Below are 23,186 nucleotides of genomic sequence, written 5' to 3'. Positions count from 1 at the left end.
TCACCCCGCAGCGGCGTTGAACCCCCGGGCCCGGGCCGTGGCAAGCGCCACCGCCCGGGCTCGCGGCGTCAGTAGGCGTTCTTCGACAGGAAGCCGCCCAGCGCCGTGCGCACGAGAATCTTCAGGTCCATCAGCAGCGACCAGTTCTCGATGTAGTACAGGTCGTACTCGATGCGCTTCTCGATGCACGTCTGGCCGCGCAGGCCGTTGATTTGAGCCCAGCCGGTGATGCCCGCCTTCACCTTGTGCCGCAGGTGGTAGCGCGGAATCTGCCGCTTGAACTCCTCGATGAAGACGGGGCGCTCCGGGCGCGGACCCACCAGGCTCATGTCGCCGCGCAGGACGTTGAAAAACTGAGGGAGCTCGTCCAGCGAGTACTTCCGCAGGAACGTGCCAATCACCGTGCGCCGCGGGTCGTCCGGGCAGGCCATCATCGCGCCGCTGTGCTCGGCGTCGATGCGCATGGTGCGGAACTTGAGGATGGGGAAGGTGCGCCCATCCATGCCCATGCGCTCCTGGCGGTACAGCATGGGCCCTCGGCTGGTGAGCCGCACCGCCAGCGCGGTGGCCGCCATGAGCGGCGCGGTGATGAGGATGGCCAGCAACGAGAAGAGGATGTCGAAGGCCCGCTTGGCCACCCGGCTCCAGCCCTCCATCGGGTCGCCCTGGAGACGGATGATGGGCAACCCGCCGAACTCCTCCAGGCCACCATAGAGGGTGATGTACTGGTACAGGTCCGGCACCACGCGCACGTCCACGGTGCGCAGGGCCAGCTTGTCCATCAGCGCCTTGACGTGGGCGTGGCCCTCCAGCGGCAGCGCGAGGATGACCTGGTCCACCGGGTGCGAATCCAGCACCTCGTTCACCTGGTCCACGAGCCCGATGACGCGCACGTCATTCACGTACTGGCCCACCTTCTCCGGGTGCAGCGTCAGCACGCCCATCACCCGGAAGCCCAGCTCGCGGTGGTGCTCCACCGTCTCGATGACCCGCTGCCCCAGGTCCCCCGCGCCGATGACGAGGATGGACTTGAGGTTGTGGCCCCGGCGCCGGATTTCACTCACCAGATAGCGAGTCACCAGCCGGCTGCAGGTCACCAGCGCGAACGCATAGACGATGAAGATGACCAGCGTGAGGCGCGAGTAGCGCTCGCGCACGAAGTACGTCACCGCCACCAGGATGAGCGCCGCGGTGATGGTGGACTTGAATACCTCGAACACCTCGCCCGTATTCGTCCGGGAACGGTTGGTGCCGTACAGGCGTGATTGGTGGAACGTCACCGGGAAGATGACGAGCACCATCAGCAGCGAAAAGAACGAGTCCGTCCAGGGAGGTATCCCCTCCGTGACGGGCACGATGCCGGAGAAGCGCGTGGCGTACGCGAGGACGAATGCCAGCGCGAGCATCACCATGTCGGCGACGACTTTGATCGACGTGTAGAAACGCTGGAGACGACTGAACACCGCAGTACTCCTGTGGCGTAATCAACGGGTGGCCACCCCGGTGCAAGACTCGCGCCCTCTTCATCCGGACGCGCGTTTTGCCCATCACCGTTTGATAGCCGCGCTTGCTAGCACGAAAAAATTCGTGAAAACAATGGGTTGCGGCGGCCCCGCCCCCACAGCCAGGGGCGGTGTCCACCTGTTGCCCACAAAAGACCAAGACAGGAGCGACAGCGAAGTCACAGTCCCGCTGCGGGGCCTGGGGAATCTGGCAACACATCCCCCAGCACCGAGTGAATCTCTCGAAGAATGGCACTCTGGAAATGCGCGCGACCAAAGCGCTCGGCCTGCGCGCGAGCGGCTTCAGGCCGAAAGCCCGCTTCCCATTCGTCGAACCGGCGCACGGCGGCGGCGAGCGACTCCGGCGTCTGTTCTGAGAAGAACATTCCTGTCTGCGCCGTCACCGTCTCGAGCGCGCCGCCCTTCCCGTAGGCGATGACGGGCCGGCCCGCCGCCTGGGATTCCAGCGGGGTGATGCCGAAGTCCTCCTCGGGCGTGAAGATGAGCGCGCGAGCGTCTCGGTACAGCGCCGGAAGTGACGCATCCAAGACATTGCCAAGGAAGCGGATATTTTCAGGCAGGCTTCCGGCGCCCAGGCGAGCGGCCTCCTGGCCCGTTCCCACCACCCAGAGCTGTGCATCCAGGTTTCGGAACGCCTCCAACGCCACGTCCAATCGCTTGTACGGCGCGAAGGCCCCCAGCCAGAGGAAGTAGCCGCCCTGGCCTCCGCCCTCTAGAGGGACCTGGGCGAAGCGCTCCAGGGAGACTGGCGGGTGGATGACCGACGCCTCGCGGCCCCAGAAGCGCTGCACCTTGGTGGCGATGTGTCGACTGTTGGCGATGAAACGATCGACCCCCGCCGCCGTCCGGCGGTCCCACCGGCGCAGCCAGGGCCGGATGGCATGGGCCGCCGCGCGCACCGGGAGGCCCGTGCGTCCGGGGCCGAAGTAGTCGTCGAACAAGTCCCACATGTACCGCATGGGCGCGTGCACGTAGCTCAGGTGCGGCGTGCCCCGCGGCGTGCGCAGGCCCTTGGCCACGCAGTGACTGGAGGAGAGGACCAGGTCGTACTTCCCCTGGAGCTGGAGGGACTCGATGGCCTTCGGCATCAACGGCAGGAAGTGCCGGTAGCGCGCGTGGATGCCGGGGATGTGCTGAAGGAAGGACGTGAAGATGCGGCGGGATTCGATGGCCGGCGACTGGGAGCCCGGCTTGTGGATGAGCGTGTAGATGTCCGCGTCTGGCAGGACTTCGCAGAGGGCATCAAGGACGCGCTCACCACCTCGGTGGGTGACGAGCCAATCGTGGACCAGGGCAACCTTCACGGCACGGCTTCTAGCACCGGGCGCGCGCGGCGCGGCAAGCGTCGATGGGGCCCCGCGTGCCCGCCCGCCCCCCATGGAGGCCGCGCGTGTGGTACGCGGAGGCCGTGGCTCACGTCCTCCTCGACCTGCGCATGGTGCGCGGCCGGCTGCATGGGATTGCCCGTTACGCCCTGGAGCTGGCGCGGCGGATGCCCGTGCTCGCGCCCGACCTGCGCTTCTCCGCGTTGGTGCCCCCCGAAGGGCTCGCGCCCGACCTGGGTGAGCTGACGCCGCGCATGCCGCTGCACCGCGCGCTGGCCGGGTTTCTTTCGCCCCTCGAGCAGCCGGCGCTGGCGGCGGACCTGGTGAAGCTGGCGCCGGATGCGTTCCACGCCACGTCCTTCTCGCTGCCCCTCTTCTGGAATGGGCGGCTGGTGGCCACGCTCCATGACGCCAACCACCTGGCGCTGGCGGACCAGTACACGCCGGCCCAGTCCATCTACTACCGCGTGGTGGTGGGCCCTCGCGCGAAGCGGGCCACCGCGCTGGTGACGGTGTCCGAGTTCTCGCGCGACGAGCTCGCGAAGCACCTCAAGCTGTCGCCCTACCGCCTCCAGGTGATTCACAACGGGGTGGATGCCCGCTTCCAGCCGCCGACCCAGGCCGAGGCCGCCGCGTTCCGCGAACGGTACGAACTGCCAGCGCGCTACGTGGCGGCGGTGGGCAACGCCAAGCGCTTCAAGAATCTGGCGCTGCTGAAGGATTTCGCCGGGGAGCTGCCGGTGCCCGTGGTCCTGCTGGCGGGCAAGGGCGCGGTGGCGCACGAGCTGGGGCTTCACGAAAACGTGTTCGATTTGGAGGAGCTGCCCGAGGACCAGATGCCGCTGTTCTACGGCGCGGCGTCGGCGCTGCTGCTGCCCTCGCGCTACGAAGGCTTCGGGCTGCCGGCCCTGGAGGCCATGGGCGCGGGCTGCCCGGTGCTGGCGTCGGATGCGACCGCCCTGCCGGAGGTCGTGGGCAACGCGGCGTTGAGACTCTCCCCGGACGACGCGGCGGCGTGGCGTGAAGCGACGCTGCGCGTGCTCCGCGACGACGTGCTGCGCCGGGAGCTGGTGGAGCTGGGCCGGGAGCGCGTGGCGCGCTTCACCTGGGACGACTGTGCCCGGCGCACCCTGGCCGTCTACCGCCGCGTGCTGGAGGCGCCGGCGCCCGGAGGTTCGCGCGGGACGCCTCCCCGCTAGGGCGAGGGCCTGGGCGCGCCTTCCACCTCCAGGAGCCCCTGACGGGCCTCCCGGCCGCGCAGCCGCTCACTGCCCTCGCACAGCCCCAGTCCCCAGATGAGCGAGAAGGACAGGTACACGCTGGAGTGGAACGGCAGGTAGTGCACCAGCGCGAGGATGTGGAAGCCCACCCAGGACAGCAGCGCGCCCGTGGCCGCGATGGAGCCCTCGCGGTAGCGCCGGATGAGCGCGCGCCCCAGCAAGGCGTGCATCGCCAGCGTCAGCAGCAGCCCCACCAGGCCCGTCTCCGCCCACACCGTCAGCCAGAGGTTGTGCGAATCGGTGGCCAGCAGGTCGGTGATGCCCGTCTCGTCCTGCGTGGCCAGGGCCGCCGGCTTGTGGTTGCCGAAGCCCACGCCCGTCAGCGGGTATTCACGCACCAGGCTCCAGCCCACGGCCATGGCGTGCTCGCGCTCTCCGCCGTAGATGTTGCCCACCGCCTTCTCCAATCGCGTGCGCCAGGCCGGGCTCATGGAGACGACGGCCACCAGCGCGAACAGGAGCGCCAACCCCATCTTCCGCGCGGAGCCCTGGACCAGCAGCAGCAACGCCACCACGCTGACGAGCAACGCCGCGCCCAGCGCCGCTCGCGCGAAGGCGTTGTAGATGGAGATGAGCATCCCCATCACCACCGCGCCCGCCAGGACGCGCCGCCGCGCCTGGTCCGCGATGCCCAGCACCGACAGCGCGGGCCCGAGCGCCGCGATGGCGCCGTGCGCGAAGCGAAGCCGGTGGGAGAAGAAGCCGCCCGCCGCGTAGCGCGGAGACTCCTCGGTGCCGAAGTTCTCGTGCAGTCGCCCCAGGTTGAGCTTGAGGAAGGAGGGCAACTCCATGGACCAGCGCACCCGGTTCTGGAACACGCCCAGCAGCGCGGCCAGCAGCCACCCTCCCGCGAGGACGCCCGCCAGCAGCAGCCACGGCACGCCCACGGCGCCAATGCACGCGGCCGCGGCGCCCGCCACCGAGTCCAGCACCTGGCCATACCGCGAGCCGCGCGGCCACGACTCCGCCGCGCCCGTCAGCAGCGCCACCGCGGGCGACGCCGCCTGCCACAGGCACAGCACCCCACTGGCCCCTACATAGGCGCGCACGTCTGGCGCCAGACGGAGCCGCCCTCGCACCAGCAGAATCGCCGCCAGCAGCACCGCCGCGCCCGTCGCCACCTGGAGGACGACCTCCGCCAGCACCAGGCCCACGGTCCACAGCACGAGCACGGCGTTGATGGCGCGGCGCCAGCGCAGGTCCAGCGGAAGCTCGGACGCGGTTCCCATGTGCGCGGACACGCTATCTCACCAGCAGCGAGCGCCGCGGCAGGTGCAAGCGGCCCTCACGCTGCAACCACACGGCGCCCGCGATGAGGCCCAGCAGCACGGTGGGCGTCCACGCGGCGACGCCAGGAGACAACCGCTCCGTGAGCACCAGCGTCCGGCACACCATCATCAGGCCCCACATCGCCACCGCCGTCAGCAGGCCCTCGATGATGGCGGCCGTGAGGTGCCCCCGCCGGTTGGTGCGCAGGGCCAGCCCCACCCCCAGCAGCGCCGCGGGGAACGCCGCCATCGGGTAGGCGAAGCGGTTGTGCAGGGCCAGCTCGAACTGCTTCGTCGCCAGGCCCACGTCGCGGCGCGCGACAATCTGCTCGCGCAGCTCGGATGCCCGCATCTGCTCCGGACGCCCCGGCCGGATGCGGAACGCGGTGACGGCCACGCCCAGCTCGTACTCCGCTTCCGGAAGCTGCCGTACGGACGTCTTCCCCTCGCCGTCGAAGGTGCGCTCCACCACGTCCGTCAGGCGCCAGCGCATGCCCTCCACCGGGAACATGCCGGATGCGTCCAGGCGCCGCTGGAGGTCGAAGGACTCCGTCACCGTGAAGACGGACACGTCCTGGAAGCCCTCCTGCGCACTGCCGCCCCGGAGGAAGAAGATGTTGTCCCCGCGCCGGAACCACTGCTTCGGCGTGTAGTAGAAGCGCCAGTCGCCCCACTTGTTGAAGCGCTGGGTGGTGATTTCGTCCACGCGCCGGCCGGAGTACGTCGCCACCCGCTCGTCGAAGGCCACCAGGCCCACGCAGGCAACAAAGGACGCCACGAGGATGGGCAGGTACAGCGCGGACGGGCCGAAGGTCAGCGCCCGGATGGCTGTCACCTCGCCCTGCTTGCGCAGCGCGGACACCGTGGTGCCCGCGGCCAGCAGCAGCGCCGCCGGCCCCAGCTGCTGCACCGACATCATCGCCTTGTAGAAGTAGAGCTCCGCCACGTCCCACACCCAGCCCGGGCCCGTGTACAGCTTCGCGCGGTCCACGAAGTCCACCACCACGAACACCAGCACCAGGCCTCCGAGGATGCCCAGGGCGAAGCGCAGGTACGTGCGCAGCACGTAGATGAAGAGCGTTCCCCTCACTTGACCGTCCCCGAGCGGCTCACCCGGTACAGGGCCACCAGCCCCACCGCGACGAACACCAGGTTGGCCATCTGCCCCGCCAGGCCCACGGGCAGTTGGCCCTTCTGCCCCATCTGCTCGAAGACGCGGCTCAGCAGGTAGTAGAGGACGTAGCCACCCAGCGTCAGCAGGTAGCCCCACGCCCGGCCCGACTGGCGCCGGCCCATGGCCAGCGGCGTGCCCAGCAGCGCGAAGGCGATGGGCGCCAGCGCGTTCCCCAACCGGCTGTGCAACGCCATCCGGTACATGCGCGCATCCTCGCCCTGCGCTTCCGCCTCGCGCGCCGCCTCCAGCAGTTCGCCGGGCGTCAGCTCCTCGCGGGAGAAGGAGAAGCGGCTGCGCTTGCCCATGGAGGCGCCCACGCCCACGCTGATTTCGGCCTGGTCGAACCGGATGATGCTGTACTCCTCCGTCTCGCGGCCCGCGGAGCGGTGCACCTCCCCCGCCTCCAGCGCGAAGCGCAGCACCTCGCCGCTGGTGGACGTGCCCACCTGCCCCCGCTGCGCCAGCACCAGCAGCGGCGAATTCGCCTCCCGGTCGTCATGCAGAAGCACGTTGGTCCACTTCCCGTCCGCGGACACCTGCTCCGCGTACAGCGTCAAGTTGCTGAGGTCCTCGTAGAAGACGCCGGACTTCACGTCGCCCACGGCGTTCTTCCGGATGACCTCGCTCACCAACACCTTCAAGCCCGCCAGGCCCCAGGGCTGCGCCGTGGAGGTGATGACCAGCATCAGCACGCTGAGCGCCACCGCGATGCCCATCGGCGCGGCCAGCAGGCGCACCGGCCCGATGCCCAGCGCCTGGAGCGCGACCAGCTCCCGGTCCTCGCCCAGCCGCCCCAGCCCCAGGAGGATGGCCAGCAGGAAGGCGATGGGCAGCGCCATCATCAGGAAGTGCGGCGCCAGGTACGCCAGCAGCCGCGCCATGTCCACCAGCGTCACCGACGAGCCCAGCAGCACGTCGGTGCCCCGCAGGAACTGCATGACGAAGAGCAGCAGGAACATGAACGCCACCCACACGCCGAGCGGGACCAGCAGCTCCCCGAGCAGGTAGCGCGAAAGGCGGTTCACGGGGCGGCCTTCATCCCTCGCGCGCCGATGTCCCGGCGGAAGTGCATGCCCTCGAAGCGCACGGCCGCCGCCGCCGCGTAGGCCCGCTCACGTGCCTGCGCCAGGTCCTCGCCCCGAGCGCACACCGTCAGCACCCGGCCTCCGGCCGTCACGACGCCGCCGTCGCGCGCCTCCACGCCCGCCAGGAACACCGTGGCGTCGGGCGGCACCGCGTCCAGCCCTTCAATCCGCTGGCCCTTCTCCGGCGCGTCCGGATAGCCCCGCGCCGCCAGCACCACACCCACCGAGGCACCGGGCGAGGACACCAACGTCCGCGGCGTGAGCGTGCCCCGGGCACACGCGTCCAGCAACGGCAGCAGGTCCTCCCCCAGCTGCATCATCAACACCTGCGTCTCCGGGTCGCCAAAGCGCGCGTTGAACTCCAGCACCTTCGGGCCGCCGCGCGTGAGCATCAGCCCCGCATACAGCACACCCCGGAAGGGAATTCCGCGCCGGCGCAGCACGGCCAGCGTCGGGGCAACCACGCGCTCGCCCACCTCAGCGAGCTGCGCGGCGGACAGGAAAGGCGCCGGACTGTACGCGCCCATGCCGCCGGTGTTGGGCCCCGTGTCGCCTTCGCCCACGCGCTTGTGGTCCTGGGACAAGGGCAGCATGGCGTAGCGCTCGCCATCACACAGCGCCATCGCGGACACCTCTTCGCCCTCCAGCAGCTCCTCCAGGACCATCGTCTGGCCCGCCGCGCCCATGGCCCCCACGGCGCGCACCGCCGCGCGGGCGGCCTCCACGTCGTGGGCGACGATGACGCCCTTGCCCGCCGCCAGGCCATCCGCCTTGACGACGATGCGGCCCTGCTCCACCGCGTAGGCTTCCGCCGCCGCCACGTCGGTGAAGGTCTGGAAGGCGGCGGTGGGCACGCCGGCCTCGGCCATGATTTCCTTCGCGAAGGCCTTGGACCCTTCGATGCGCGCGCCCTCCGCCACGGGCCCGAAGCAGGCGATGCCCGCGTCGGCCAGCGCGTCAGCGACGCCCGCGACCAGCGGCGCTTCCGGGCCCACCACCACCAAGTCCACCGCCTCGCGCTTCGCGAACGCGGCGACTTCCTCGGGCACGTCCGCGCGCAGGGCCACATTGGTGCCCAGCTTCGCCGTGCCCGGGTTGCCCGGGCCACACAAGAGCTGGGTCAACAAGGGGCTCTGCGACAGCTTCCACGCGAGCGCGTGCTCACGGCCACCGGAACCGAGCAGCAGGACCTTCACATCCACCTCACCGTTCCAACAGGTAGAGCATCCGCTTCGCGGGGAGGTATGCCGGATCCAACCCCACCACCTTCACCAGGGTGTCTCGCGCCACGTCCTTGCCCCGGGCCGACTCCAGTTGCGCCAGCCGCGCCTGCGCCGAAAGCAGCGTGGGCGCCAGGGCCAACGCATCCCGCAGCGCGCGCTTGGCCGGCTCCACCTGCCGGGCCTCCGCCAGCGCCAGGCCGTGCGCCAGATGCGACACCGGCATCTGCCGCCCCGCCGCCGCGGAGCGTTCGCCCAGGCGCCGGGCGTCCGCGGTGGCACCTCGCTGCAGCGCGATGAGCGCGCGGTAGGCCAGGGCCCCCGCGTTGTTCGCGTCCACCTCCAAGACACTGCGCAGGTGACGCTCGGCCGCGTCGAACTGGTGCTGGTGGAAGCGCAGCAGACCCTCGTACAACAGTGGGGACGGGTCCTCCGGTCCCTCGGACAGCGCGAGGATGGCACCCTCCACGCCCTCCACCGTCTCGCGCGGGCGCAGCCAGTAGGCGGACGTCGCGGGCCGCGGCTCCAGTCGGAGCGGGTCCGACTGCAGCGCCTGGTGCAGCGCGCGGAAGGCGTCGTCCCGGCGCTTCGCGCTCGCCGCGGCGACGCCCGCCAACAGCTGCGCGTCCAGCCGCCGTGCGTCCAACTTCACCGCTTCCTGGAATGCCTCCAGCGCCTCCAGCGGCTTCTTCTCCAGGAGCAGCAACCGGCCTTCGAGCACCTTCTCCAGCGCTCCGTCCTCTAGCTGCCCGCGGAAGCCCGGCAGGTGGGTCCGTGCCTTCTCCGCATCGCGGCGGCTCAGGCCGACCAGGAAGAGCTGGAGGTGAGCCTCCGGCAATTCCTTCACGAGCTGCAGGGCCTCTTCCGCCGACTTCACCGCCGCGTCCTGACTGCCCGCGGTGCGCTCCGCCGCAGCCAGGTGCACCAGTACCTCGGCCACCTCGGGCTCGTCGTAGCGCGCCCGGTTCTTCATCAGCGCGCGCAAGTCCCGCACCGCGCCCGCGGCGTTGCCTTCCGCCTGGTAGCGCAGCATCGCCAGCGGCAACAACGCGCGCAGCTCGCCGGGCTCCGCCTTCACCCGGGCCTCGTACAACTTGCGCGCCTCCGCGGGCTCACCCACCTCCTGGTAGATGCGGGCAGTGAGCGCCAGGCTCTCCCAGTCCTTCGGGCTCGTTTCCAGCCGCTTGCGCAGCGTGTCCAGCGCGGCGGAGTACTCACCGCCCGACACATGCGCGAGCGCGCGGTAGTAGTGCAGCCGCTTGATGTCCGGCGACAGCTTCTGCGCGGAGTCGAAGTGGCTGCGAGCCAGCTCGCGGGACGACGACAGCCACGTGCGGCCCAGCACCAGGTGCGCTTCGGCCTTCTGCGCGTCAGGCAGTTCCGCGCGGGCGAGCAACTCCTCCGCGAGCGGACGCGCCTGCTCGGGCTGACCGGAGCGGGCCAGCAGGAGGTTCGCGTGCGCCAGCAGCAACGGCGCCGTGCGGCCGGACCGCGACTCCGCCGCCGACAGCAGCGCGCGGGCCTCCTGGAACGTCACGTCGTCCATGCGCGCGCCGCGCCCCAGGGCCAGCGCCTGGACGTAGCCCGCGATGGCGGCATCGCTGGTCGGGTCCAACACCAGCGCCTGCTGGAAGGACTCCTCCGCCTCCGCGTATGCGAAGCGCTCGTCACGGGCGAGCTGCTGCTGCCCCTGCGCGAGTCGCTGCGCGCTGGTGCCCGGAATCTCCAGGTACTTCAGCTTCCAGCGAGGCAGCACCGCCTGCACCGCGTCCGGGATGGCGGCCGCGGGCGGAGGACCCGCCTGGCGGCGCGACGCCTCCTGCTGCTGTTGGTACAGGAAGTAACCGCCCACGCCTCCGCCCACGACGACGAGCCCCACGAGGCCCGCCACCAGTCCGCCCTTGCCCCCACGGGAGCGCCCATCAGTGACGCGCACCGGCGCGGAGCGCGAGCCGCTGCGAGGCTCCGCTCCCAGCTGCGGCGAGGAGGCCCGGATGCCACTGCGAGGCTCCGGCCCCATGTCCGGAATGATGTCGGTACTGATGGGCACGCGAACTCCACTACGGGACTCGGCACCCGGCTCTGGCTCCGAGGCTTGCGCCACCGATGCGGAGCCCCCACCCAGGTCCGCCATGGCCGGCAGGAAGTCCGAGTTCCCGGCCGGAGCGGCCGGACGGCTCGCGGCGGCCGGCGCCTGAGCGGAACCAGGCTGGCGGCAGTCATCACAGATGCCGAGCGCCTGGTCGAAGGAATCCGTCAGCGGCTTCTGGCAGACGCGGCAGCCGGAGGTCGCGGGCTTCGCGGCGGCGGGCTTCGCCGGACGCGAAGGCTGGGACTCCATTCCCTGCGGCGCGGAGGGCGGCGGTCCCAGGAAGTCGAGCAACGGGTCCTCCGCACCGGCCCCACCACCTCCCGAAGCCGGCGTCCCCAGGCCCGCGAAGGGGTCCACGGGCGGCGCGGACGCGGGAGCCGGCGAAGGCATCGCCCCGAAGTCGCCAAACAGCTCCGACCCGGGCGCGCGCTCGCCCCGGGCGGGCTTGGGAGCCGGAGCAGCACCAGGTGCGGGCGCGGCGGGCGGCGGCGCACCGAAGTCGCCGAAGAGGTCGTCCGCGGGCGCGGCGCCGGAGACAGGCGTCAGCGTGACGGGCGCCGCGGGCTGCGACGCCGGAGCCGGCGCGCCAGCAGCGGGCACGGCCGAGGGATCGCGCCGGACCAACTGCAGGTTCCGGCAGCGAGGACACTGCGCGCGAACGCCCTTGGCGGTGATGAGCTTGTCATCAATCGCGTAGGCGGCCGCGCATTTCTGACAGACGATGCGCATGGCTCAGTGCCGGAAGTGTCGCACTCCCGTCAGCACCATGGCCATCCCATGTTCATCCGCGGCGGCAATCAACTCCGCGTCACGGACCGAACCGCCGGGTTGTACGACACAGGTGGCCCCCGCCCGGGCGGCCTCGTCCAGCCCATCCCGGAACGGGAAGAAGGCGTCCGAAGCCACCGCGCTGCCCCGGAGGGCCGCTCCGCCGCGCTGCATCGCGATGCGGACCGAGTCCACCCGGTTCGTCTGCCCCCCGCCCTGCGCCAGGAGCTGGTCACCGGAGGCGAAGACGATGGCGTTGCTCTTGACGTGTTTGCACACCTTCCAGGCGAAGCGCATGGCCCGCTCCTCCTCCGGCGTGGGGACCCGCTTGGAGACCACCTTCCACGACAGCGGCGGCTCCACTGAGTCCCGATCCATCAGTAGCATTCCGCCGGACACGCTGCGAGCGTCCAGTTGGGCACGCGGCCGGGCCTGGGGACTGGCCAGCGCGGGGCCCGCCTCCAGGAGCCGCAGGTTCTTCTTCGCCGCCAGCACCTGCAGCGCCTCCGGGGAGTACGACGGCGCGATGACCGCCTCCAGGAACGTCTCCGCCATGGCCTGGGCCGTGGCCGCGTCCACCTCGCGGTTGAGCGCGACGATGCCCCCGAAGGCGGAGACCTCGTCCACCGCGCGGGCCGTGCGGTAGGCCTTCACCAGGGCGTCATCCACCGCCACGCCGCACGGCGTGTTGTGCTTGATGATGACGGCCGCAGGGGCCTCCGGGAACTCCAGCAGCAGGCCCAGCGCCGCGTCCAGGTCCAGGATGTTGTTGTACGAAAGCTCCTTGCCCTGCAGCACCTTGGCGAAGGCGACCGTCGGCTCCTGGGGCGCGGCGTGCTCGCGGTAGAAGGCGCCGCGCTGATGCGGATTCTCCCCGTAGCGCAGCTCCTGCGACTTCCGGAACGCCAGCGACAGCTCCCCCGGGAACGGCTCGCCCGCCTGCGCGGACAGCCACGCGGAGATGGAGGCGTCGTAGGCCGCCGTGTGCGCGAAGGCCTTGCGCATCAGCCGGCGCCGCGTGTCCTCGCTCACCGCCTTCTGCTGCTCCAACTCCGCCAGCACCGCCGGATAGTCGTCCGGGTCCACCACCACCGAGACATGCCGGAAGTTCTTCGCGGAGGCGCGCACCATCGCGGGCCCGCCGATGTCAATCTGCTCGATGACCTCCGGCTCCGCGGCGCCCGAGGCCACCGTCTGCCGGAACGGATACAGGTTCACCGCGACCAGGGAGATGGGCTCGATGCCGTGCGCCTTCATCTCCTCCCGGTCGGCCTCCAGCTCCAGCCGTCCCAGGATGCCGCCGTGGATGCGGGGGTGGAGCGTCTTCACGCGGCCACCCAGAATCTCGGGGCTCTGCGTGTGCTCGGACACCTTGGTGACGGGTACCCCCGCGCCCTTGAGCGCCTCCAGCGTGCCCCCGGTGGACAACAACCGGAAGCCCAGGCGGACGAGCCCCTGGGCGAAGGGAACCAGACCTCGCTTATCAGAAACGCTCAGGAGAGCCAGCACGTGTGGGCCTCGGTGTGCGGGAAGCGGCGGTAGTAGCAACCACCCCCTGGGGTGTCAACGCAACACGTCGGCCCTCCGTTCGCGGGTGGAAACCACCCGCGGACATCAGGGCTTGCGAGCCGAAACCGGAGGCTCGGCTTCGGTGGCTTCGCGCAGCTTCATCAGCCCGCGCGTCTCCACCTGGCGGATGCGCTCACGGGTGAGGTTCATGATCTCCCCCACTTCCTCGAGCGTGATGCCGCCCTTCTCCGCCACATCCAGGGCGCAGGTGTGCTCCAGCTCCCAGATCTCCTTGTCCGGGAAGTTGAGCTTGATGGACCCCGTCTCCGGATTCACGTCCAGGTAGAGGTTGTGCTTGCAGGAGACGAAGTTGCACGGCCGGGGACCGTTGATGCAGTCCGCGCGCGTACGCGGCCGCGTGTCGTCCATCTGCTTCAGCAGGTCGGCCTCTTCGGGGTCCACCTGACCCGTGAGGCGGCGCCTCCGCAGGTCGCGCGCCATCTCCTTGCGCGACATCGTCTTGGAACGGCGGCGCTCCTGCGCCTGGTCCGATTCCTGGTCCCCCCCCTCCTCCTGTAGCTGCTTCACTTCCGACATGTCCCCTCCACGTGAGGCCAGTCTACCCGGTTCCCGGGTATTCTATTGCGAACGGATGGTTTCGTCTGCGCGTGCGGTCACGGCGCTACCCAGCCGGGCGACATCCCGGACCAGATCCTGCGCTCTTTGCCGCAAGGTTGCTAGCTGTGCCTCAAGCGTACGCCGATGCTCCCCCCCAAAGGCGCGGTCCCCCAGCTCCTCCTGAAACCCATTCAGAAGGCCCGCAAGGTCCCGTTCCAACTGGTCGATGTAGTTGCTGTGGAAGACATAGGACCGCTTGATGTCCTCCAGGGTGTGCCCCTCCGCCATCATCTTCTTGATGACATTGATGCGGCGCACCGCCTCCACCGGGTAGAGCCCGACGCTCCCCTGGTGCTTCCCCTTCCGGCCCACCCGGCGACTCCTGGGTAGCAAGCCCGCCTGCACGTACTTCCGGAACGTCGCCTCCGAGAGGCGCACGCCCCGTGGCCGGAAGATTTTCAGGATGGCGCTCGCGGGCAGACCGCCCGCGTTCTCGCGCTCGATCCGAGCAATCTCCTCAGGAGCCAGCAGGTCCATGAATTCCATTGAATATAATCCACTGAGTGGGGGCCACTGAGTGCCAGAACGGGCGGTTGGGTGTCAAGGCAGACCACCAGGCAGGCAAGCGGCGACGGACGAATCGCGCGCCTTTGAACAGGCGGAACGGCAGGTGGGACGAGGTAGGCGTGACAACCCGAAAGCGGCCCGCTGGGTGCGAGGCAGCAGCGTTCAGGAGTGGACGTTGGGGGTGCTCAAGCGGAGGCGAGCACCGGTACGGCGGGTGACTTCGGACCTGGGGTCAGGTTGCGGCACGGCTGCCGGTGAGGCCGCCGTGCCGGGAGCCAGCCGGGTTCAGCGAGCCCTGGGGGCGCGGAAGTCGCGGCTGACGGTGCCGCCAGCGGTGACGGCGACGTCGTAGCGGCGCTCGCCGGACGGGTGCTGGAAGACGAGCTTGTGGTTGCCGACGGGCAACCGGTACGACGCCCGCCCCGTTACTTCGCCCATGCGCTTGCCGTTGATGAACACGGTGGCATAGGGCGCGGCCTGGACCTGGAGCGTTCCGCTGGCCGGCGCCGCGCGCACGCGCTCCGGCTCCTGGCGGGTGTCGGCCGCACTCGGCGCGGGGGCGGAGGCCGGGTTGGTGGCGGCAGCGGCGAGCACCTCCTCGCGCATCAGCCCGTCCACCTCGGATTCGGTGTCGGCGGTTTCGGCGGGCCCCTTCTCCCCGCCCTCGGCGTTCTCAGGGACCGCTGAAGGCACGGGCTGCGCGGTCGGCACGGGTTCATCAACAGCGGGTGCGGCCACCATGGGCTCTGCCGGCACCACCGGAGGAGCCGCTTCGGTCCCCCGCATCACAGCGACGCCGCCTCCGACGACGGCGAGCCCCAACGCCACGGCGAGTCCCAGCGCCCACTGACGGCGCGCCGCCGGCACGGCCACCGAGGCCACGGGGCCGGACGCACGGCCACCCGCCTCGAGAGCCTCGGGGCCAGGCGCGTGAGCGCCCACCGCAGACACCTCGGATCCAGAGCCACGAGCACTCGCCCCAAGAACCTCGGCTCCGGAGCCCCGGGCGCTCGCCCCGGAAACCTCGGGGCTAGGCACACGGACACTCGCCGCGCGAGCCTCGGGGCCGGACGCACGGGCACTCGCCGCAGGGCCCTCGGGGCCGGACGCATGGGCACCCGCCGCAGGGCCCTCGGGGCCGGACGCATGGGCACCCGCCGCAGGCACCTCGGAAGCTCCAGGCACGGCTGCCCACATCCCGGGATGCGCCTCAGGCTCCGTATTCGACGGGGTGCCTTCCTCGTCGTCGTCCTCATCGCCCCAGGCGCTGGCCAGCCTCAGGCTCCCGGATGGTCCTGACGGTGACGCGACGGCGGCGAGCCCTTCCGGACGACTCGGCGTCCGCGCGCTCCCGGACACCACCGGGACACCTGCGCCCCTGCTCGGCGTCTTCTCGGCCCGTGCATCCTCGCTGGAGGCGGCACCGCGAGCATCCTCGGCCCCACCGGAGCGCGGCCCCGACACCGCGACCACGCCCTCCGGACGGCTCTGCCGGCCCGGAGTGGAAGGCGCGCCTTCGAAAGAAACGCCGCGAGGCACCGGCGACGACGCCACCGCCGGCAGCGGCATCATCGGCGTGGCCATGGGCGGCAGTGGCGCCGCATCCAGCGCGGCCTCCTCGCCCCTACGCGGCAACACGAAGGTCGGCGCATTGACGTCTTCATCCGGAGACGTCGGCAACGCCAGGCCGCTGCGGCCAGCGGGCACCATCACCGCGGTGGGCTCGCGCGGCACGGGCGACGCCCCTCCCCCAGGTGCCGGCGCCCCTTCCACGACGTGCGTGCGATCCTGCACGGTGGGAATCGCCTGGGTGAGGCTGGTGGGGAACAAGCGGCGCATGAAGGCGCTCAGGTCCGTGTCGTCCACGGACCTCGCATGCGTCAGCACGCACTGGGCCAGGGCACGCTCGAACTCGGCGGCCGTCTGGAAGCGGAGCGCGGGGTCTCTGTCCAGAGCGCGCACCACGGCGGCATCCAGGTCCGCGGGCACGTCCGGGTTCAGCCGGGCCGGAGGCGGAATGGTGCTCTGCTGCACCGCGCGCAGCACCGCCACCTCTGAGTCCCCGTCGAACAGGCGGCCGCCGGTGAGCATCTCCCACAGCACCACGCCCAGCGCGAAGATGTCCGTGCGTGCATCCACGGCCTCGCCCCGGGCCTGCTCGGGCGACATGTACGCGAACTTGCCCTTCAGCACGCCCGGCTGCGTCAGCTTGTTGCCCGCCTTGGCGATGCCGAAGTCCGTCAGCTTCACCGCGCCATCGAAGGACAGCAGCACGTTGTGCGGCGTGACGTCCCGGTGCACCAGGTCCAGCGGCTGGCCATTCACGCGGACGCGGTGCGCGTAGTGCAGGCCCCGGGCGACCTCCGCGCCGATGTGCGCCACCAGCATGGGCGGCACCGGCTCCATCAGCTCCTTGCCGCGCTTGCGCAACTCCCACAACGAGCAGCCGCGCACGTACTCCATGGCCAGGTAGTACGTGTCCTCGTGCTTGTCGAAGTCGAAGATCTGCACCACGTTCGCGTGGTTCAGCCGCGAGGCCAGCCGGGCCTCGGCGATGAACATCCCCACGAACTCCGGGTCGCTGGCGAGGAAGGCGCGCACCCGCTTGATGACGACTTCCTTCTCGAAGCCCTCCGCGCCGCGCGCCGTGCACAGGTAGATTTCCGCCATGCCGCCCTCGGCGAGCTTGCGGCGGACGACGTACTTGCCGATGTGAGTGCCGGCTTCGAGCGTCACGGGAGCATCCAAGGCATGTACTATTCGAACTTCACGCTCACGACGTTGAGGTCGATGGGCTTCACCTCGATACGTCGACTGAGCGTCTTCTTGAGGTCGGGGTTGACGAAGCGGCAGTCATAGCTGCCCACGCGCAGCTCCACGGCCTCGAAGGGCGTTTCGCCCAGCCGCTTGCCACCGCACGTCACCTCCGCCCAAGGGTGCACGACGAAGCGCACCCGGGCCAGTCGCCCCTCCTGCCGGGGCTCGGGCCGGGCCGGGCGCTCGCGGACCACTGCCGCCACGGGAGCAGCGGCCACCGCGCGCGGCTCGGGCTCCAGCGTGAAGCGCGCCACCTGCTCCGCGTCCTCACCCACCGTCACCGTGCGCGTCTGCGCCTGGTGCCGGTCGGCCTCCACTCGCACTGCGACCTGCTGGCCCACCGCCGTTTCGAGCATCACCGGCCGCTCGTCGTGGCGTTGGCCATCCACCAGCACCACCGCGTCCGCGGGCTGCGTCTCGATGCGCAGCCGCACCGGCGCGGGCGCGGCCTCCACGGGAGGCTGGGGCACCACGGGCGGGGGCCGCAGCTCTGTCGGAGCCTGGATCGGCGCCTCGGCCTGCATGGGCACGGGCGCGGGCACCGCGGCCTCCGGGTCCAACAACACCGGCACGGGCTCCGGCGACCGCATCGACCAGAGCACCACGCCCACCGCCACGACGACCAGCAATACCAGCCCCACGTACAGCCACGTCTTGCTGCCCGCGGCAGCCACGGGGCGCTTCGCCGCGCGCGCCATGCCCAGCGACAGCGTGGGGGCGTCCTCCTCGAGCGGCTCCCCGTCCCGCAGCGGAATCACCACCCGCGCGGGCCGGCCCGTATCCATCATGGCGATGGTGGGCGCGTCCTCCTCCACGACGAATCCCCCTCGCGCCTGCGAGCGCGCGCCAGCGCGGGCATCCACCGTGGGGGCGTCCTCGTCATCCATGGGGAGGACCGGCGCACCCAGGTCGAAGCGGCCGGTGCCTCCGAAATGCCGCGGAGCGCCGCGAGGGTCCGTCGGCGCGGCGGCGGCCCCGCCCAGCTTCACGTCCGTCCGGGTCACCGACGCGGATGCACGCGCATCCACCGTGGGCGCATCCTCTTCCACGGGCGGAGGCGGAGGCAGCGGAGGCGCCACGTTCATGCCGGAGCGCGAGGGCCGCTCGGGCTCCACCGCCCGGCGCTGTCCCGTCAGCCGCGGCGCGGGCTTCTCCGGCTCCAGTTCAAAGCGGCCCGTCCGGGACGCCGGTCGCGGGCGCAGCGCCGCCGTCGCGTCATCCTCCGGAGACATCGGCGGTGGACGCGGCGGCAACGCGGGCCGCAGGCCGGTCCGTCGCGGCGGAGACTCCTGCCTCGACGCCCCCGAATCCGAATCCTCGCCCAGCACGTCGCCCGCCCGGGCCTCCTCGGCCAGCCGCTCCGCGAAGACCTCCTTCATGAAGGCGGACAGGTGCGCGGACGTGGCGGGCGCCTGGTGCGCGCGCAGCCACTCCTCCAGCGCGTGCTGGAGGTGCGCCGCTTCCTGGTACCGGTCCGGCAGCTCCTTCGCGAGCGCCTTGAGGACGATGGCGTCCAGGTCCGCCGGCACGCGCGACGTCACGTGCGAGGGCGGCACCACCCGGCACTCCGACACCGCCGTCAGCGTCTGGATGTCGTTGGGGCGCTTGAACAAGCGCGTGCCGGTGAGCAGTTCGTACAAGACGATGCCCAGCGCGAAGATGTCCGCGCGGCAGTCCACCCGCATGCCCGCCGCCTGCTCCGGGGACATGTACGAATACTTCCCCTTCAGCACGCCGGAGCGGGTCACCGTGGCCTGGTCCGCCGCCTTGGCGATACCGAAGTCCACCACCTTCACCCCGCCCTCGAATGTCACCAGGATGTTCTGGGGGGACACGTCGCGGTGGACGATGCCCAGCGGCCGGCCCGTCGTCGGGTCCGTGCGCTTGTGCGCGTAGTCCAGGCCGGCGCAGGCCTCGATGAGGATGCGGCACACCAGCGGCACCGGCAGCGGCTGGCCCATCAGCTCCGACTGCCTCCACAGCCGGCGCAGGTCGTCGCCGTGGATGTACTCCATGGCGATGAAGAAGGAGTCGTCCTGGGCTCCCAGGTCGAAAATCTGCACCACGTTGGGGTGGTTCAGCCGGGCGGCGATGCGAGCCTCGTCCAGGAACATCTTGACGAAGTCGTCGTTCTCCGCGAGGTGCGGAAGGATCCGCTTGACCACCACCCGCTTGTCAGGCTCCGCGCCCTGAGGCCGCGCAAGGTAGATCTGCGCCATCCCGCCCGTGGCGAGACGATTCAGGAGCTGATACCTGCCATAGGTTTCGATGGACACGGCGACCTGACCGGCCCCTGGACAACCACCCTTGGAGTGGCCCCGAGTTCCGGGCGCGGGATGGACCCGAGCGTAAGCGCACCGGGAAGGAGGGTCAAACCCCCAACTGCTCCGGAAACGGCCTTTGTGCCTATCTCCGGGCGGCCCGCACCTCGCGGGTCTCCCGCATCAGGACCTCCAACTCGTCCAGGTGCCGCTTCAGCACCGGCATCAGCACCGGCGCCACGTCCACCCGGTCGAACAGGTCCAGGACCCGGTCCACCTTCCGCTCAATCTCCCCCGCCCGCGCCGGGCTGATTCGCCGCAGCAGCAGGTCCGCCCCGGCCTCCATCAGCACCCGGGCCACGGCGTCCCTGGAGGCGAGCGGCTCCTCCCTCCGCTGCCCTTCTCCCTTGATGACGCGCAGTCCGGGGGCCCGTCCAGAGGGGCGGGCCGCGCTCGTCATCGTTCCTTCAAAATCCTGGGAGTTCACCGGGTGCCTCCTCGGCAGCTGCAGGTACGACCTCAGGGTACACACCGCGAGGTGACCTCCAATTTTCTGGTCATCCGCACAGGCGGAAGCAGACCTGTAGCACCGGGGACTGACACCACTGTGGAGGGCCGGATGTCCGGCCCTCCGGGTGCGTTACATCGCGTCGCACGAACGGCGGTAGTTGATGGAGATGCGGGTGCCCGCCGGCGGCACGACGTCGAACACAACGCTGTTGGTGGCCGCGTCGTAGGTCCAGCCAGATGTGGACGGCGCGCCATTCACCGTCACCGTCACAGTGCCGGGCTCCGGCATGTCGCTCAGCGGGAAGCGCTCCTGCGCAGAGAAGGCCTTGTCACCCACCGCCTGCAGCAGCGGCCGGTAGTCTTCCGCGCAGACGCTCACCACCTCGCCTCCTGTGCGTGAGGTGGCCTGCGCGTAGCGGGTACCGGCGCCGCCCGCCGTCGCGCAGCCTTCAGCCGGCGGAGCGATGGCGTAGAAGGTCGCGCGCTGCGGCTGGTTCTGCCCCTTGAGCTGCTGGGCCCAGTCCACGTAGGTGTCCACCGCGTCGGGCGAGTGGTCGTCCTCGTCGCTGACGAACAGCACCACCAGCGCGGCCTCCTCGCGCAGGAAGCCCACGTTGCCGTCGTTGGGCAGCGGCGTGCGCGGGTCATCCGCGCTGTTCACCAGCGGCCGGGACAGCGCGCGGCGCATCGCCTCGAAGCCCTGCTCCACCTCCGCGCACCGGCCCACCTGGACGTTCTGCTGGAGCTGCTGGGCCAGGTTCGGCGTCGCGCTCGTGAGGATGCGCGGCAGCGAGCTGTCCACCGGGAAGAAGCGGCCCGCCTCGCCCCCCTCCGCGCCGCCCGGGCACGCGTTGGCCGGGTCCGTCGGCCTCACCGGATGGATGCCCGTCGTCGTCACCGCCACGTTGAGACTCACCCCCCGGTCCAGCGCCGTCTGCACGAAGGTCGGAATGGCCTCCACCAGTCGCGGATGCTCCACCGCCATGGAGGCGGTGTTGTCCACCACCAGCAGCACGTCCACCTTGCTGACGTCCTGCTGGATGAAGTTGTCCGTCTTCTCCACGCGCATCGACGACTCGCCCACCAGCGGAACCATCAGCGGCGCCGGCAAGTCACTGGAGCCCACGTACAGCGGCGACAGGTTCATGCCCGACACCAGGCCGAAGTACTCCACGCCCACCGTGAAGGCCTCGTTGGGCGGCAGCACGAAGGGGATGGGGTCTGGCAACGCCGAAAACCCGAACTCCGAATCCGTGGTGCCCGGCCCAATCCACACGTCGTTCACCGTCACCGGCGCGGCGCAGGCATTGAGGAAGTTCACCTCCATGGGCTCGGCGGGGCAGTCCGGCCGGGCCACGCCCCAGTCCATGTAGCGGCGCGAGGCCACCAGGCACACCGCCTGCGTGTTGGCCACCAGCGGCACCAGCAGCACCGGGTTGGCCGGCTGCATCTGTTCAATCTGCACGGTGCCGGTGAAGTGGCCGCCCGCCACGGGTGCCATGAAGGCCACCTGGAAGCTGAACCAGTCGCCGGGGTACATGATGCCGCCGTAGAGGTCGCCGCCCGGCAACGTGAAGACACCGCCGCCGTCATCCCGCAGGCGGATGTTCTTCACCGGGCACAAGTCGGTGCCGCGGTTCTCCAGCTTGAGTCCCAGCACCGCGCCCTGGCCGGGCGGAATGGTGCCGAAGTCCAGGGCCTGCGGCGTGAGCGTGAGCTCGCAGGGCGCGTGCGCCTCCGGGTTGCCGCGGAAGTCCATCTGCACCATGGTCGCGGAGAAGGCGTTGGTCGTCATCACCAGCGAGCCCTCCGCCGCGCGCAGCTCGGTGGGCTCGTAGAAGACCTCCAGGTTCACCTCGCCGCCGGGCGGCAGCGTCACCGGCAGCGCCAGCGGCGTGTGGTTGAACTGGGGCGCCCCACCCTGCTGCGGCAGCCAGTCCAGCGTGTTGATGGTGAGCCCGCCCTCATTGGACGCGCCGCAGTTCTTCACGTTGATGATGACGCGCACCTTCGCGCCGAGCGGCTGCGTGCCGAAGTCGTAGACCGACGGGGACACACACAGCTCCGGCGCGCCGCCGTAGCCGCGCAGCTGCACGGGCGTCGTCGGATGGCGGCGGCTCTCCACGTGGTACAGCGCGGTGTCCTGCGCCGCGCCCTGGTGGTCCGGGCTGTAGCGGAACGTGAAGGTCCGCACCTCGCCCGGCTGGAGCACGAAGGGGAAGCCAGCGTTGTTCTGGGTGAAGGACGCGTCACGGCCCTCCAGCGTCAGCTGCGTCACCGTCACCGGCTCGGTGCTGATGTTGCGGATGCTCGACTCGCGCAACGCGTCCCGGTCCACGGGCACCGCGCCGAAGTCCAGGACCTCCGGTTCGGCCACCACCGCGCGCTCCAGCGCCTCGGCGGCCACCTGCACCGTCACGTCCGCGCAGCCGCGGCAGGGCGACACCGCCAGCGCCACCTGCTTGCGGCCCACCCGCACCGGGTGGAACGTCACCATGAGCTCGCGGCTCTCACCGGGCGCCAGCGTCACCGGCTCCACGCTGAATTCGTCGCGGTCCGCGCCCACCAGCCGCGGCGTCACCTCCACGGACAATTCCGTGGGGTTCTCCAGCCGCAGCGGCAGCGTCTTCGTGGCGTCCGCTTCGATGCGGCCGAAGTCCAGCCGACGCGGCGACACGCGGGCCCAGGCGTCCACGCCGCTGCCCGTCAAGGGGATGCGCAGCAGCGGCTCGATGCGCGTGTCCGAGCGAACCACCAGCACCGCCGGCTGCGAACCTTCGGAGGGCGGCGCGAAACGCACGCGCAGCGAGCACGCGCTCCCGGGTTGCAAGCTGTGCGGCCCCTCATGGGTGAACTCGGCGCGGTAGGCCCCCTCGGGGCCCTCCACCCAGACCTCGTTCACATCGACGGGTGCGCGGCCCACGTTGCGCAGCGAAACCTCCGCTTCGCGCGCATCGAAGATGGCCACCCGCTCGAAGTCGACGCCACCCGGCGTCGCCGTCAGCCGCCCGTCCGCCAGCGCCGAGCGCTCGCGATCCGCACAACCGACCAGCAACCCCACCACCGCGAGGGCGACCCAGCCCAAGCGCCCTGTCATGGCCCACCCCTTCCCCACTACCGTCAACCCTGACCGCCGCGCGCCCCACATGCATGGAGGACGGCGGAAGGA

At 70.7% G+C, this 23,186-nt stretch carries 15 protein-coding genes; 1 reads left to right on the top strand and 14 read right to left on the bottom strand.

Annotated features, from left to right (window positions below):
- Positions 1-68 precede the first annotated feature (68 nt).
- On the bottom strand, positions 69-1,463 hold the full coding sequence (gene wbaP, locus BHS09_RS14380; RefSeq protein ID WP_140790535.1) for an undecaprenyl-phosphate galactose phosphotransferase WbaP: 1,395 nt from the start codon (positions 1,461-1,463) through the stop codon (positions 69-71).
- A 218-nt stretch (positions 1,464-1,681) separates the two neighbouring features.
- Complete coding sequence (locus BHS09_RS14375) at positions 1,682-2,827, bottom strand: glycosyltransferase (RefSeq protein WP_140798155.1); 1,146 nt, start codon at positions 2,825-2,827, stop codon at positions 1,682-1,684.
- 44 nt (positions 2,828-2,871) lie between these two features.
- Here BHS09_RS14375 and BHS09_RS14370 point away from each other — a divergent pair, with 44 nt between their 5' ends.
- Entirely contained in the window at positions 2,872-4,047 is a 1,176-nt protein-coding gene (locus BHS09_RS14370; RefSeq protein ID WP_237080358.1) for a glycosyltransferase family 4 protein, read from the top strand.
- On the opposite strand, the gene waaL is transcribed toward BHS09_RS14370, so the two are convergent.
- From waaL to BHS09_RS14310, 12 genes are all read right to left on the bottom strand, one after another.
- Positions 4,044-5,369 carry an O-antigen ligase WaaL gene (waaL, locus tag BHS09_RS14365; RefSeq protein ID WP_140798153.1) on the bottom strand — a complete coding sequence of 442 codons (1,326 nt, stop codon included), beginning with the start codon at positions 5,367-5,369 and terminating at the stop codon, positions 4,044-4,046. The genes BHS09_RS14370 and waaL overlap by 4 nt on opposite strands.
- Position 5,370: 1 nt before the next feature.
- A complete protein-coding gene (locus BHS09_RS14360) occupies positions 5,371-6,486 on the bottom strand; it encodes an LptF/LptG family permease (RefSeq protein ID WP_140798152.1) in 1,116 nt (371 codons plus the stop codon).
- On the bottom strand, positions 6,483-7,595 hold the full coding sequence (locus BHS09_RS14355) for an LptF/LptG family permease (RefSeq protein ID WP_140790526.1): 1,113 nt from the start codon (positions 7,593-7,595) through the stop codon (positions 6,483-6,485). The genes BHS09_RS14360 and BHS09_RS14355 overlap by 4 nt, the downstream gene beginning before the upstream one ends.
- Positions 7,592-8,857, bottom strand: a complete 1,266-nt coding sequence (gene purD, locus BHS09_RS14350) for a phosphoribosylamine--glycine ligase (protein ID WP_140798151.1) — start codon at positions 8,855-8,857, stop codon at positions 7,592-7,594. The genes BHS09_RS14355 and purD overlap by 4 nt, the downstream gene beginning before the upstream one ends.
- Before the next feature lies 1 nt (position 8,858).
- Positions 8,859-11,696 carry a tetratricopeptide repeat protein gene (locus tag BHS09_RS14345; protein ID WP_140798150.1) on the bottom strand — a complete coding sequence of 946 codons (2,838 nt, stop codon included), beginning with the start codon at positions 11,694-11,696 and terminating at the stop codon, positions 8,859-8,861.
- Positions 11,697-11,699: 3 nt separating this feature from the next.
- Positions 11,700-13,244 (bottom strand): bifunctional phosphoribosylaminoimidazolecarboxamide formyltransferase/IMP cyclohydrolase, encoded by a 1,545-nt coding sequence (gene purH, locus BHS09_RS14340; protein WP_140798149.1) that lies wholly within the window; start codon positions 13,242-13,244, stop codon positions 11,700-11,702.
- A 105-nt stretch (positions 13,245-13,349) separates the two neighbouring features.
- Positions 13,350-13,841 (bottom strand): sigma factor-like helix-turn-helix DNA-binding protein, encoded by a 492-nt coding sequence (locus tag BHS09_RS14335; protein ID WP_002635080.1) that lies wholly within the window; start codon positions 13,839-13,841, stop codon positions 13,350-13,352.
- 42 nt (positions 13,842-13,883) lie between these two features.
- On the bottom strand, positions 13,884-14,408 hold the full coding sequence (locus tag BHS09_RS14330; protein WP_140798148.1) for a MerR family transcriptional regulator: 525 nt from the start codon (positions 14,406-14,408) through the stop codon (positions 13,884-13,886).
- Positions 14,409-14,714: 306 nt separating this feature from the next.
- Positions 14,715-17,165, bottom strand: coding sequence for a serine/threonine-protein kinase (locus tag BHS09_RS14325; RefSeq protein ID WP_140798147.1), 2,451 nt, complete (start codon positions 17,163-17,165; stop codon positions 14,715-14,717).
- 20 nt (positions 17,166-17,185) lie between these two features.
- Positions 17,186-19,522 (bottom strand): serine/threonine protein kinase, encoded by a 2,337-nt coding sequence (locus BHS09_RS14320; RefSeq protein WP_140798146.1) that lies wholly within the window; start codon positions 19,520-19,522, stop codon positions 17,186-17,188.
- A gap of 130 nt (positions 19,523-19,652) precedes the next feature.
- Entirely contained in the window at positions 19,653-20,039 is a 387-nt protein-coding gene (locus tag BHS09_RS14315; RefSeq protein WP_140790512.1) for a hypothetical protein, read from the bottom strand.
- A gap of 108 nt (positions 20,040-20,147) precedes the next feature.
- The gene (locus tag BHS09_RS14310) at positions 20,148-23,114 is read right to left on the bottom strand and encodes a choice-of-anchor D domain-containing protein (protein WP_174260547.1); all 2,967 of its coding nucleotides are present in this window, start codon (positions 23,112-23,114) and stop codon (positions 20,148-20,150) included.
- Between the last annotated feature and the right edge of the window lie 72 nt (positions 23,115-23,186).

The organism is Myxococcus xanthus, from assembly GCF_006402735.1.
Lineage (GTDB): Bacteria > Myxococcota > Myxococcia > Myxococcales > Myxococcaceae > Myxococcus > Myxococcus xanthus_A.
This window is presented reverse-complemented; position numbering and strand designations above follow the sequence as displayed.